General features: G+C 74.4%; 9 protein-coding genes. 5 read left to right on the forward strand and 4 right to left on the reverse strand.

The annotated features are described in order from the left end of the window. Positions 1-18 precede the first annotated feature (18 nt). The 3 genes from IG02_RS0102995 to IG02_RS0103005 all read left to right on the forward strand — a co-directional run bounded on the left by IG02_RS0102995 (position 19) and on the right by IG02_RS0103005 (position 3842). Entirely contained in the window at positions 19-882 is an 864-nt protein-coding gene (locus IG02_RS0102995) for an SCO6745 family protein (protein WP_030741371.1), read from the forward strand. A 203-nt stretch (positions 883-1085) separates the two neighbouring features. Beyond that, entirely contained in the window at positions 1086-1199 is a 114-nt protein-coding gene (locus IG02_RS43395) for an LPFR motif small protein (RefSeq protein ID WP_267958483.1), read from the forward strand. Between the two features lie 222 nt (positions 1200-1421). Further along, positions 1422-3842: a Tex family protein gene (locus tag IG02_RS0103005; protein ID WP_030741374.1), complete on the forward strand. Its 2421-nt coding sequence runs from the start codon at positions 1422-1424 to the stop codon at positions 3840-3842. A 48-nt stretch (positions 3843-3890) separates the two neighbouring features. Here the strand turns inward: IG02_RS0103005 and abc-f are convergent, their stop codons facing one another. Then, the gene (gene abc-f / locus IG02_RS0103010) at positions 3891-5528 is read right to left on the reverse strand and encodes a ribosomal protection-like ABC-F family protein (RefSeq protein ID WP_030741377.1); all 1638 of its coding nucleotides are present in this window, start codon (positions 5526-5528) and stop codon (positions 3891-3893) included. A gap of 172 nt (positions 5529-5700) precedes the next feature. Here abc-f and IG02_RS0103015 point away from each other — a divergent pair, with 172 nt between their 5' ends. After that, complete coding sequence (locus tag IG02_RS0103015; RefSeq protein ID WP_030741379.1) at positions 5701-6663, forward strand: FAD-dependent oxidoreductase; 963 nt, start codon at positions 5701-5703, stop codon at positions 6661-6663. 71 nt (positions 6664-6734) lie between these two features. Here the strand turns inward: IG02_RS0103015 and IG02_RS0103020 are convergent, their stop codons facing one another. Both IG02_RS0103020 and IG02_RS0103025 read right to left on the reverse strand, forming a co-directional pair. Beyond that, positions 6735-8114, reverse strand: a complete 1380-nt coding sequence (locus IG02_RS0103020; RefSeq protein WP_078854130.1) for a M14 family metallopeptidase — start codon at positions 8112-8114, stop codon at positions 6735-6737. Continuing rightward, positions 8114-10117 carry a Xaa-Pro dipeptidyl-peptidase gene (locus tag IG02_RS0103025; RefSeq protein WP_037801822.1) on the reverse strand — a complete coding sequence of 668 codons (2004 nt, stop codon included), beginning with the start codon at positions 10115-10117 and terminating at the stop codon, positions 8114-8116. The genes IG02_RS0103020 and IG02_RS0103025 overlap by 1 nt, the downstream gene beginning before the upstream one ends. A 211-nt stretch (positions 10118-10328) precedes the next feature. Between IG02_RS0103025 and IG02_RS0103030 the strand changes: the two genes are divergently transcribed. Next, a complete protein-coding gene (locus IG02_RS0103030) occupies positions 10329-11381 on the forward strand; it encodes a LacI family DNA-binding transcriptional regulator (RefSeq protein WP_030741387.1) in 1053 nt (350 codons plus the stop codon). A gap of 148 nt (positions 11382-11529) precedes the next feature. Here the strand turns inward: IG02_RS0103030 and IG02_RS0103035 are convergent, their stop codons facing one another. Further along, entirely contained in the window at positions 11530-12702 is a 1173-nt protein-coding gene (locus IG02_RS0103035) for a glycosyltransferase (protein WP_030741390.1), read from the reverse strand. Positions 12703-12751 lie beyond the last annotated feature (49 nt).

Below are 12751 nucleotides of genomic sequence, written 5' to 3' on the forward strand. Positions count from 1 at the left end.
AGTCGGTAACGTAATGCCATGACCACTCTGCCCGAGCACGCCGTGCGACGCTGTTACTCCGTCGTCAACCCCATTCACTCGACCGTCTACTTCTCCCCCGAGATCGGCCGCGAGTTCGCCGCCGCCGGACTCGACGCCCCGGCCGCCGTCTACTTCGCGAACCGTGCCGCACCGCTGGGCCGGGTCGGCGCGGGAGCCGTCACCGCGACCTTCTACAACTTCAAGCACGACCTCGTGGCGCTCCACGTCCCCCGGATATGGGAGACCCTCTCACCGGAGGAGGCCCTCGGCGTACGGCTGCGCGCGGTCGACTCGCTGCTGCGGCGGCTGCTCGGCGAGGACGTACTGGGCTCCAAGGAACTGGCCGAGGCGGCGGAGCTGGCGCTGCGGGCCGCCGAGGCGTGCGCCCGCCCGGCCCGCCCGCTGTACGCCGCCAACGCGGACCTGCCGGTCCCGCGGGAGCCGCACCTGGCGTTCTGGCACGCCGCGACGCTGCTGCGCGAGCACCGGGGCGACGGCCACCTGATGGCGTTGACGACGGCCGGGCTCGGCCCGCTGGAGGCGCTGGTCAGCCACACGGCGAGCAGTCAGGGGGCGGCGGCCGGGTGGGTCCGCTCCAGCCGGGGCTGGAGCGAGGAGGAGTGGGCGGCGGCCCAGGGACGGCTGCGGGACCGCGGGCTGCTGGACGACGCGGGCGGGCTGACGGCGTCGGGCGAGAAGCTGCGCGCCGATCTGGAGGACGAGACCGACCGGCTGGACGCGGCGCCCTATGAGCACCTGGGGGCGGCGGGAGTGGCCCGGCTGACCGAGCTGGCCGCCGGGCTCACCGCGGCGGCGCGGGCGGCGGGGGCGTTCCCCGCGCAGATCTTCGCCAAGCGCTGACCGACCGGGCCGGGTACCGGGCCGCGCGGTGTTTACGACCCGTACGACCGGATACCCGCTTCTCCACAGGTGGTGAGGCCACGGTCCCACCCACCGTACGAAGGACGCTCACGGCGCGTGCCCCGCACGCAGGCGACGGCCCGTGCGCGGTGTGCGCGGGCGTCCACGTGGCCGACCCGGAGCCACCTGGAAAGGAGGCCGACGTGTTCCGTGCCATCGCCGATGTGCTGCGCGCCATCGGTTCCACGCTCGCGTCCGTGGTGACGCTTCCCTTCCGCGCGCTCGCCCGCCTCTTCGGCGGCGCCGCGCACGGCTGATCCCCACGCGAAGCGCCGAGCGTCCGGAGGGCCCGGCCCCCTTCCTCGGGAAGGGGGCCGGGCCCTCCGGCCTGCCCGTACGCGCGCGCCGCACCGGCCCGTGCCCGCTCCCTCCCCCGTCGGCACACGGCGTCCGCGCGGTCCGCAGCCGGTCGCGCCCACCGCTGTCGGTGCCACCTGCCACAATGCAGTCGGCGGACCCCAGAACAGCGGAGCGTGATCGTGACGACGTCCATCGAAGGCAGGATCGCCGAGGAACTCGGCGTACGGGAGCGGCAGGTGAAGGCGGCCGTCGAGTTGCTCGACGGCGGGTCGACCGTGCCGTTCATCGCGCGCTACCGCAAGGAAGCGACCGAGATGCTCGACGACGCGCAGTTGCGCGCCCTCGAGGAGCGGCTGCGCTACCTGCGGGAGTTGGAGGAGCGGCGGACCACGATCCTGGAGTCCGTGCGCGAGCAGGGCAAGCTCGACGACGCCCTGGAGGCGCGGATCCGGGCCGCCGACACGAAGGCGCGCCTGGAGGACATCTACCTCCCGTTCAAGCCCAAGCGGCGGACGAAGGCGCAGATCGCCCGGGAAGCTGGTCTGGAGCCGCTGGCCGACGGGCTGCTGGGCGACCCGTCGGTCGAACCGCTCGCGGCGGCGGCCGCGTTCGTGGACGCGGACAAGGGGATCGCGGAGCCCGCCGCCGCGCTGGAGGGCGCGCGGGCCATTCTCACCGAGCGGTTCTCCGAGGACGCCGACCTGATCGGTGAGTTGCGCGAGCGGATGTGGACCCGGGGCCGGCTGGTCGCGAAGGTGCGCGAGGGCAAGGAGGAGGCCGGTGCCAAGTTCGCCGACTACTTCGACTTCGCCGAGCCGTTCACGGAGCTGCCCTCGCACCGGATCCTGGCGATGCTCAGGGGCGAGAAGGAGGAGGCCCTCGACCTGGTGATGGAGCCCGAGGAGCCGTCGGACGAGCCCGGCCCCAGCTCGTACGAGGTCTCGGTGGCGCACCGGTTCGGCATCGCCGACCGCGGCCGGCCGGCGGACAAGTGGCTGGTGGACACGGTCCGGTGGGCGTGGCGCACCCGTATCCTCGTGCACCTCGGCATCGACCTGCGGCTGCGGCTGCGCACGGCCGCGGAGGACGAGGCGGTCCGGGTCTTCGCGGCGAACCTGCGCGACCTGCTGCTGGCCGCTCCCGCCGGCACCCGCGCCACGCTCGGCCTCGACCCCGGGTTCCGTACGGGTGTGAAGGTCGCGGTCGTGGACGCCACGGGCAAGGTCGTCGCCACCGACACGATCTATCCGCACGTCCCCGCGAACCGGTGGAAGGAGTCCCTGGCCACGCTGGCCCGGCTGGCCGAGGAGCACAAGGTCGAGCTGATCGCGATCGGCAACGGCACGGCGTCCCGGGAGACCGACAAGCTCGCCGCGGAGCTGTGCGCGGCGCGCCCCGAGCTGAAGCTGACGAAGGTGATGGTCTCGGAGGCCGGCGCCTCGGTCTACTCGGCCTCCGCGTTCGCCTCACAGGAACTGCCGGAGCTGGACGTGTCGCTGCGCGGCGCGGTGTCCATCGCGCGGCGCCTGCAGGACCCGCTCGCCGAGCTGGTGAAGATCGACCCCAAGTCCATCGGGGTCGGCCAGTACCAGCACGACCTCTCCGAGGTGAAGCTGTCGCGCTCGCTGGACGCGGTGGTCGAGGACTGTGTGAACGGTGTGGGAGTGGACGTCAACACTGCGTCCGCGCCGCTGCTCTCCCGGGTGTCCGGCATCGGCGCGGGCCTCGCGGAGAACATCGTGGCCCACCGCGACGCGAACGGTCCGTTCGGCTCCAGGCGCGCGCTCAAGGACGTGGCGCGGCTCGGCCCGAAGGCGTACGAGCAGTGCGCGGGCTTCCTCCGGATCCGCGGCGGCGACGACCCGCTGGACGCGTCGAGCGTGCACCCCGAGGCGTATCCGGTGGTCCGGTCGATGGTGAAGACCACGGGCACCGAGGTCGCGGCCCTGATCGGGAACGGACCGGTGCTGCGGTCGCTGCGGCCCGCCGACTTCGTGAACGAGTCCTTCGGTCTGCCGACCGTGACGGACATCCTGCGCGAGTTGGAGAAGCCGGGCCGCGACCCGCGGCCGGCTTTCAAGACCGCGACGTTCAAGGAAGGCGTGGAGAAGATCGGCGACCTGGCGCCCGGGATGGTGCTGGAGGGCGTCGTGACGAACGTGGCGGCGTTCGGGGCGTTCGTGGACGTCGGGGTGCACCAGGACGGGCTGGTGCACGTGTCGGCCATGTCCCGCTCGTACGTGAAGGACCCCCGGGAGGTCGTGAAGCCGGGTGACGTCGTCAAGGCGAAGGTGCTGGACGTCGACATCCCGCGCAAGCGGATCTCGCTGACGCTGCGGCTGGACGACGAGGTCACGGCCTCGGGTCCTGGCTCGTCCGGGGGATCGCGCCCGGCTCGCCCGGCGCGTTCGGAGCGGTCCGACCGGGGGGAGCGATCGGAGCGGTCCGGTGACGGCGGCCGTACGCCGCAGCCGCGGACGGGCGGGGGCGGGGGCCGCGGGGGCGGTGGCCGCGCACGCCGTCAGGGTTCCCCGGCGCCGGCGCCGGTGAACAGCGCGATGGCGGACGCGTTGCGACGGGCGGGGCTGACGGATCGGTAGGTCGTCCAGTGCCGGTCGCGGCACTGGAGGCGGCGGGCCGGGCGGGCCTCAGCGTTCCGTCACCCGGCCCGCCGCCACCGTCAGGTTCCGCGTCGTGCGGACCGCGTGCAGCATGCGGCGGTCGTGGGTGACCAGCAGAAGCGTGCCCGCGTAGGAGTCGAGCGCGGACTCCAGTTGCTCGATGGCGGGCAGGTCCAGGTGGTTCGTGGGCTCGTCCAGGACCAGGAGGTTCACGCCCCTGCCCTGGAGCAGGGCCAGCGCCGCGCGGGTGCGTTCGCCCGGCGAGAGCGTGGTCGCTGGGCGCAGCAGATGAGCTGATTTCAGGCCGAATTTGGCGAGGAGGGTCCGGACGTCGGCGGGCTCGGTGTCGGGCACGGCCCGCCGGAAGGCGTCCAGGAGGGTCTCCGGGCCATGGAAGAGGGCCCGGGCCTGGTCGATCTCGCCGACGACCACCCCGGAGCCCAGGGCCGCGTGCCCCGCGTCCAGGGGAAGGCGGCCGAGGAGCGCCGCCAGCAGCGTGGACTTGCCGGAACCGTTGGCTCCGGTGATGGCGACCCGGTCGCCGCGGTCGATCTGGAGCGAGACGGGTCCGAAGCGGAAGTCGCCACGCCGGGCCTCGGCCGCGCGCAGGGTGGCCACGACGGCTCCCGAGCGCTCCGCGGCGGCGATCTCCATGCGGAGTTCCCACTCCTTGCGGGGCTCCTCGACCACGTCCAGACGTTCGATCATCCGCTGCGTCTGGCGTGCCTTGGCGGCCTGCTTCTCGCTGGCCTCCGTCCGGGCCTTGCGGCCCATCTTGTCGTGGTCGGTCGTCTTGCGCCGGGCGTTCTTCACGCCCTTGTCCATCCAGGACCGCTGCATGTGCGCCCGCTCCTGGAGGGCCGCCTTGCGGTCCGCGTACTCCTCGTACTCCTCGCGGGCATGGCGGCGCGCGGTCTCCCGCTCTTCCAGGTAGGCCTCGTAGCCACCGCCGTAGAGGGTGATCTTCTGCTGCGCCAGGTCGAGTTCGAGCACCTTGGTGACGGTGCGGGCGAGGAACTCGCGGTCGTGGCTGACGAGGACCGTGGCCGCGCGCAGTCCCGTCACGAAGGACTCCAGCCGGGCCAGGCCGTCCAGGTCCAGGTCGTTGGTGGGCTCGTCCAGCAGGAAGACGTCGTACCGCGAGAGCAGCAGCGAGGCGAGGCCCGCGCGGGCGGCCTGGCCGCCGGAGAGGGTGGTCATCGGCTGGTCGAGGCCGACGGTCAGGCCGAGCGAGGTGACCGTCTCCTCGGCCCGTTCGTCCAGGTCGGCGCCGCCGAGGCCGAGCCAGCGTTCCAGGGCGAGGGCATAGGCGTCGTCGGCGCCCGGCGCGCTCGCCACGAGCGCCTCGGTGGCCTCGTCCAGGGCGGCCTGGGCGGCCGTCACCCCGGTACGGCGGCCCAGGAAGTCACGTACGGTCTCCCCCGCGCGGCGCTCGGGCTCCTGGGGCAGATGGCCGACGGCGGCCGTGGGCGGGGAGAGCGCGAGGGCCCCGCCCTCGGGGGTGTCGAGGCCGGCGAGCAGCCGGAGCAGGGTGGACTTTCCGGCCCCGTTGGCGCCCACGAGTCCGATCACCTCACCGGGCGCCACGACCAGGTCGAGTCCGGAGAAGAGCGTGCGGTCGCCATGGCCCGCGGAGAGGTCCTTGGCTACGAGCGTGGCAGTCATCAGGGTGCTGATACTAACCGGCGGCCGAGCCGCCGCCGCCCCGCCGCCGACCGGCCACTGACGGCGCGGGGACGCGCGAAGCGCCGCTCCGCGCGTCCGCCGGGCGAGCGCCCGTGGCCCGCTGGCGTCGTGGAATGGGCCTGACAAGCCTCGTTCCGCTACGGTCCCGGGCATGAACGGCAGGAAGAGCGATGTGCTCGTGGTCGGTGGTGGCGTCATCGGTCTGACGACGGCGGTGGTACTCGCGGAGGGCGGTCTCCGCGTGAGCCTGTGGACACGTGATCCCGTCGGCCGGACCACCTCGGCGGTGGCGGGCGCGCTGGTCTGGCCGTACCGCATCGAGCCCGCTCGCCGGGTCTCGGCCTGGCTGGAGCGGTCGCTGGACCACTACGAGCGGCTCGCGGAGCGCCCCGGGACGACCGGGGTGCGGATCGTCCCCGGGCTGATGGCGAACACCCGGCTCGACAGCCTCGGCGGCTGGGCCGCGCGGGTGCGCGAGCTGCGCGAGGCACGCCCCGAGGAGCTGCCCGACGGGTTCGCCCAGGGGGTGCGGGCCGCGGTGCCGCTCGTCGACATGCCCGTTCATCTGCGGTACCTGAAGGCGCGGCTGCGGGCGGCGGGCGGCACGGTCGAGCGGCGCGCGGTCACGGATCTGGCCGAACCGGCGAGCCTGGCGCCCGTCGTGGTCAACTGCACGGGGCTGGGCGCCCGCGAGCTGGCGCCGGACGTGTCGCTGTATCCCGTGCGCGGCCAGGTGGTGGTCGTGGAGAACCCGGGGATCGACGAGTGGTTCGTGGCGGCCCTGCCCGGCTCGGCCGGCACGACCTACTTGATGCCGCACCCGTACGGGCTGCTGCTCGGCGGCACGACGACCGAGCACTCCTGGGACCTGCGGATCGACCCGGCCGAGGCGGAGGTGATCGTCGCGCGCTGCGCCACGGTCCGTCCCGAGCTGGCGGGCGCGCGCGTGCTGGAGCACCGGGTGGGGCTGCGGCCGGGGCGCGCCCGGGTCCGGCTGGAGGCCGTGAACCGGCCCGGCGGCGCACGGCTGGTGCACAACTACGGGCACGGCGGCGCCGGGGTCACCGTGGCCTGGGGATGCGCGGAGGAGGCCGCCCGGCTCGCGCTGGAATGAGCCGGGCGTCCGGGGTCGCCGAGCCGCGGGCGTCCGGGGCCGCCGCCCGCGGCTCGTGCCGTCGCGTGCCGTCAGCAGGACCGCCGGGGCGTCCCCTCCGTCAGGTGGTACTCCGCGCGGGCGTCGAGGAGCAGGGGGACCAGCGCGCGCTGCGACTGGCGCAGCGGTACGAACGCCCCCGTTCCGACGGGCACGGACACCACGCCGTGCAGGGCGAGTTCGTCCTTCACGTCCGCGTACTGGCCGGCGTCGAGGGCGTAGCCGCACGGCGGGTCCTGAAGGATCTCCTCCGGGGCCGCCGGCGCGTTGTCGGCGCCGCCGAGGTAGACCGGGCCGCGGTCGGCCAGCCCGGCGAGCCGGGCGGTGACGGTGGCGGCGGCGATCGCGCCCCGGCGCTCGTCGGCGAAGGAGAACAGGCCCTTCAGTGAATCGAGTTGGCTGGTGACCCGGCGCCGGTTGTTCAGGGCCCCGTCGGCCTTCTCGGCATCGGTCAGCGGATCGACGCGGCTCTCGATGAGCAGTCCGACCGCGTGTTTGACCCCGGCCGCGTTGCGCAGGATGCGTTCCTGCCCGTCGCCCGCGGTCTGCTTGACGGGGTCGCCGGTGACCGGGTCGGTCCAGATGCCGTAGGTGCCGATGGAGTGGCCGGCGGCGCGCGCGGCGGGGCGGACATGGTGTTCGGAGAGCGTGCGGGACTCGTCGTGCACGCGGGCGGCCGTGTTGAGGTTGCGCGGCCAGAGGTCGAACAGGTCCTTGTCGTAGTACGGCGGGGTCGCCCCGTACTCGTGCAGGTCGTAGACGACGTCGGGGCGGCGGTCGCGGATGACCGCGGCCAGGGCCCGGCCCTCCGCGGTCCTCAGTGCGATGTGGTCCCGGTTGATGTCGACGCCGTCGGAGTTGCCCCGGGTGTCGGCGGCGCGGCCGTCCGGGTTGGCGGTGGGGACGATGAGGACCTTCGTCCGGTCCAGGAAGCGGCGGGTGTCCCGGTCCTGGGTGTAGGCGAGGTCGCGCACGGTGGTCAGGCAGGCCTCGCGGCCGGACGGCTCGTCACCGTGCTGGCTGCAGACGAGCAGGACGGTCGTGGGGGCGCGCCGCGCGCCGAGTTCGACCAGTTGGAGCGGGCGGTCCCGCTTCGTCGTGCCGATGGTGGTGAGCGAGACGCGTGCGCCGCCACCGGCGACGGCGGCCAGGAAGTCCTGTTCCTGTGCCTGGCCGGTCCAGCGCGCGCCGTCGCTGGTCTCGAATTCCGTGCGCGGCGGGGCCGGGGCCGCGTGGGCGGGGGCCGTGGCCACGGGCGCGGCGAGGGTGGCGAGGGAGGCGACGGCCGTCGCCAGGGCGAGAGCGCGCAAGGGGCGCGTGCCACGCGCGGAACGCGCGCCACGTGAGGTACGTATGGCGCGTACGGGGCGTATGGAGCGTACGGCTCGTACGGGGCCGGAGCGGAACGGCATCAGGTGCGGTCTCCCGGGATCGGTGGGATGCGGTGCGGCACGGCCACGCCGCTCGGGCGGGACTCGGGTGCCGTGCCCAGGGACGGCGCGGGGCCGGTGGTGGCACGAGTGAGGGCGTCGGGGCCGCCGACGAGCGGCAGCCGGGCGGCCGTGCGGGCCAGGTCGAGGGCGAGGGCGGGGGTGGTGGACGGCGGGTCGATGAGGTTCCGGTCGGTCCCTCCGATGATCAGGGCGAGCCGGTGTCCGGCGGGGACGACGTGGTCGCTCGCGGCCAGCCGGATCGTGAGGGTGTAGGGGGTGCCCGGGGTGAGCGGGCGGCCCCGGCCGGGCGAGCCGGCGGTTCCCAGGTCGGCCCAGCCCCGGCTGAAGACGGTGTGGCCGACGTCCGCCGTGCGGGGAGCGGTCTCGCGGTAGCAGGAACTGTCGGAGGCCGTGCTCGCGCCCCAGCAGGTGCGCTCGGTGAGGGTGGTGATGCCTTCGCCCGCGGCGCCGTAGTCGCGGATGGTGTCCGGGCCGAGGTCGACCAGGACCGCGGAGAGGTGGGCGGACGTGGTGGAGGGGGTGGCGGTGACGGTCACCGTGGCGGAGCCGGACAGCCGCAGGTCGCGGCTGAGCGGGCGGGTGGTGAAGCCCGCCTTCGCGGGGGTCGGCCGGTCGATGTCGGTGGCCCAGTCGGTCTCCCCCCGCCGCGGGTCGTCCGTGAAGGTCTCCGTCGCACCGGGCCGCGCGGGGACGGTGCCCAGGGTGCCCACACCGGGGACGTCGCCCGTGCCGGGGCGCAGGGTGGTGGCGGCGGTGCCGCTCGGCGGCCAGACGCGGTCGGTGGACCAGCGGCCCGGCGCGCGCTCGACGTCGGCCATGGGCTCGCGGTCGACGCCGTTGTCGTAACCGAGCAGGTAGTGGTCGAACCAGCGGTGCAGCGTGGTGACCCACTCGGCGCGGCGGAAGTCGAACGGGTCGACGTGCCCGGTCTGCGAGAGCCAGATCTTGCGCTCCACGCCGGCGGACGCGAGGGCGTCCCACCACTGGCCGAGGTGCTTGGTACGGACGTTGAGGTCCTGCATCCCGTGGACGGCGAAGACACTCGCGCGTACCGAGCGGGCGTCCTTCACGTGGTCGCGTTCGGTCCACAGTCCGGTCCAGTCGCCGGTGCGCGGGGCGCCCTCGACCAGCCGTCGTTGGACGGCCTGGCAGCGGGAGCGGGCCTCGGGGCTCTCCACGTAGTCGGACAGCCAGTCGGGGCCGGAGTCGTACAGGGGCGCGCCCTGGGCGAAGTAGTAGTCGTACCAGGAGCTGATCGCGCCGATGGGGACGATCGTGCGGAGCCCTTCGACGCCGGTGGCCGCCACGCCGTTGGCGACGGTGCCGTCGTAGCTCTTGCCGATCATGCCGGTGGCGCCGGTGGTCCAGTCGGCGCGCACGCCCTGGGTGCCGGCGCGGCTGCCGTAGGCGCGGGCGCGGCCGTTCAGCCAGTCGATCACGGCCTTGGCGGACTGGACGTCGGAACGGCCGCCGACGTCGACGCAGCCGTCGGAGCGGTTGGTGCCGGCGAGGTCGACGGCGACGAAGGCGTAGCCGCGCGGCACGAAGTAGTTGTCGTAGTAGAGGGGGAATCCGAGGGGGTCGCCGTCCGCGTCGTAGGTCTTCTTCTGGTTCTCGTTCCCGCGGCCGCAGCAGGAGTAGTACGGACTGGCGTCCATGATCACGGGAATGTCGCGGCCCGCGAGCGCGGCCTCCCGCGGCCGGACGATGTCGACGGCGACGCGGTCGGTCCGGCCGTCCTCGTCGCCGTCGATTCCGGTGTCCACCCAGACGGACTCCCGGATGGCGTCCTCGTACGAGTAGACCGCTCCGCTCTCCCGGGCGGGCCGCTCGGGGCCGACGGGTGCGGTCTGGGCGGCCCGGGCGTCCGCCGGGCCCAGCAGCGACACCAGCAGCGCGGCGGTGAGTGCCAGGACCGGTGTCGCGCTCCATCGGCGGGCGTTCCGCCCTCTGATCTCCATGGGGCGGACGGTACCCGGTCCAACTACTGTGCGAAACAGGGCAGTCGGGAGAGTGGAGCGGCCGTCCGCACGCCCCGGTGTGCGCTCAGATGAGCGGTCGCGGCGTAGGCTGTACCGGTCCGGCGGGCCGCCCCCGTACGACGGGGATCCGCCGTACGGCGGGGATCCGCCGTGCCGTCCCCGCCATGACCGCCGACGAGGAGCGCCTGCCGTGCCCGAGCCGTCCCCTGGGTCCCGCCCCGCCCCGCGCCCCACCCTGGAGGCCGTCGCCGAACGCGCCGGTGTCTCCCGGGCCACGGTCTCCCGGGTCGTCAACGGCGGTGCGGGAGTGCGTCGGCCGCTGGCCGAAAGGGTGCGGCGGGCGGTCGAGGATCTGGGGTACGTACCGAACCACGCGGCCCGCAGCCTGGTCACACGGCGCACCGGCGCCGTCGGCGTGATCATCGCGGAGCCGGAGGTGCGGATCTTCTCCGACCCGTTCTTCTCCCAGCAGATCCGCGGCATCAGCAGGGAACTGACCGCTCAGGACACGCAGTTGGTGCTGCTGCTGGTCGACGGGCCGGGCGATTACGACCGGATCGGCCGTTATCTGGCGGGCGGTCATGTGGACGGCGCGCTCGCGTTCTCACTCCACACGGACGATCCGATCCCGGCGCTCGTCCGCCGGGCCGGCCTGCCGACGGTCTTCGGGGGCCGGCCCGGCTGGACCGCGGGCGCGGACGGTCAGGCCGTGCCGTACGTGGACGCGGACAACCGCGGGGGCGCGCGGACGGCCGTGCGGTACCTGTGCGGGCTGGGCCGCCGGCGGATCGCGCACATCGGCGGCCCGCCGGACCAGACCTCGGCCACCGACCGGCTCGACGGCTACCGCGACGTGCTGCCCGACGCGGATCCGGAGCTGGTCGCCGAGGGCGCCTTCACCGAGGAGAGCGGGGCGCGGGCGATGGAGCGGCTGCTGCTGCGGTGTCCGGACCTGGACGCGGTGTTCGCCGCCAACGACCTGATGGCGTCGGGCGCGCTGGGCGTGCTCAAGGCGCGCGGGCGGTCGGTGCCGGACGATGTGGCGCTGGTCGGCTTCGACGACATCGACCCGGTCGCCCGCACCACCGACCCGCCCCTGACCACCGTCCGCCAGGACGTCGAGGGCCAGGGGCGCCTGATGGCCCGGCTGCTGCTGCGCGGTCTGGACCGGCAGCGGGAGGGCGGGCCCGCCCCGGAGTCGGTGATCACCCCGACCACGCTGGTGCGCCGGGCCTCGGCCTGAGCCGTCGCCCGGCCCCGAGCATCGCCCGGCCCCGAGCCGTCGCCCGGCCCTGAGTCGCGGGTGCGGCGCGGACGCCGGACGGCGGGAACACCGGGCGGCCCCGCCGGACCCGGCGTACGAGGGCCGGGCGGGGTCGCCGACCGCGCGGTTACGGCCGGTCCGGCACCAGCTCGGCGGTGAGATCGGCCAGGACCCGCGCGACCGTGGGTGTACCCCGCATCTCGGCCGCCAGGCGCTCGGCCTCCGCGCGGTACGACGGCTCCTTCAGCACCGACTCGACGGCCGCGCGGATCCTCGGCACGTCCTGCGGACCGAACAGGGCCCATCCCTCCTCCGGCCCCGCGGGCGTCACCGCCAGGCCTGCCCCGGCCTCGCCGACCAGCCGGGCGTTCACCGGCTGGTCGGCGAAGAGCGGAAGGATCACGAGCGGCAGGCCGGCCGCCACCGCGCCGAAGGTGGTGCCCGAACCGCCGTGGCAGAGGACGACGGACGCCTCCGCCAGGACGTCCGCCTGGGGGACCCACGCCTCGACGCGCACATTGGCCGGAATCGGACCGAGCGCGGACACGTCGGTGGCCCGCCCCGCCGTGAGCAGTACGCGCACCGGCAGCCCGCCCACGGCCTCCAGCGCCGCCCGGTACACGGCGGCGGTGTCCGGCAGCCCGCCGGCCTCGGTGCCCAGCGTCAGATAGACCAGCGGGTCGTCGTTCCCCTCCCACCAGTCCGGCAGCGAGCCGGCACCGCTCGGTGCCCCGGCGTCGTGGTAGCGCCGGGTCCCGGCGAAGGGGGACGGGTCCAGCGAGCCGGGGAAGCGGGAGACGAACGGCGACGCGCGCAGCCGGTCCACGAGGCCCGTCGCGTACGACTCGAGCACGGGCGTGGCCGCGCCGAGCGCGAAGTCCTGCATCTCCGCCGCCGATACCGAGATCTGGGCGTGCGGGATCCCCCGGCGGTCGGCGGCGATCACCGACGCGTACTCGCCCACCTCGTGCAGGACCAGGTCGGGCCGCCAGTCGTCGCACGCCTCCTCGACCGCGGGCAGCAGCGCGCCGGCGCACAGCCGGCCGAACAACTCCCGGATGAGCGTGCTCTCCCGCTCCCTCGGCGCCATCGTCGATACCCCCGCGATGACAGCGCCCAGCTCCTCGTCGGACGGCCCCCCGCCGATCCGGTAGGGCTCCGCGCGGGCCGCCAGCGCCGCTTCGAGCTTCGGCGGTCCGACGACGAGGACCTCGTCCCCCCGCGCGGTGCAGGCGTCGATGAACGGGACGAGGGGCTGGAAGTGGCCTGAGCCGCCGGTCGAGGCGAAGAGTACGCGCATGACCATGATCCTATGAGCGGGCCCGAGCCGCACACACGTCCACATTTCG

Source organism: Streptomyces sp. NRRL F-5135, assembly GCF_000719775.1.
Taxonomy (GTDB): Bacteria; Actinomycetota; Actinomycetes; order Streptomycetales; family Streptomycetaceae; genus Streptomyces; species Streptomyces hebeiensis.

Bases quoted from the DNA above. Each gene is read 5' to 3' on its own strand.
- IG02_RS0102995 (WP_030741371.1), top strand. From the start codon at position 19: ATGACCACTCTGCCCGAGCACGCCGTGCGACGCTGTTACTCCGTCGTC.
- abc-f (WP_030741377.1), bottom strand. From the start codon at position 5,528: ATGACTGCCACGCTCGTAGCCAAGGACCTCTCCGCGGGCCATGGCGAC.
- IG02_RS0103015 (WP_030741379.1), top strand. From the start codon at position 5,701: ATGAACGGCAGGAAGAGCGATGTGCTCGTGGTCGGTGGTGGCGTCATC.
- IG02_RS0103020 (WP_078854130.1), bottom strand. From the start codon at position 8,114: ATGCCGTTCCGCTCCGGCCCCGTACGAGCCGTACGCTCCATACGCCCC.
- IG02_RS0103025 (WP_037801822.1), bottom strand. From the start codon at position 10,117: ATGGAGATCAGAGGGCGGAACGCCCGCCGATGGAGCGCGACACCGGTC.
- IG02_RS0103035 (WP_030741390.1), bottom strand. From the start codon at position 12,702: ATGCGCGTACTCTTCGCCTCGACCGGCGGCTCAGGCCACTTCCAGCCC.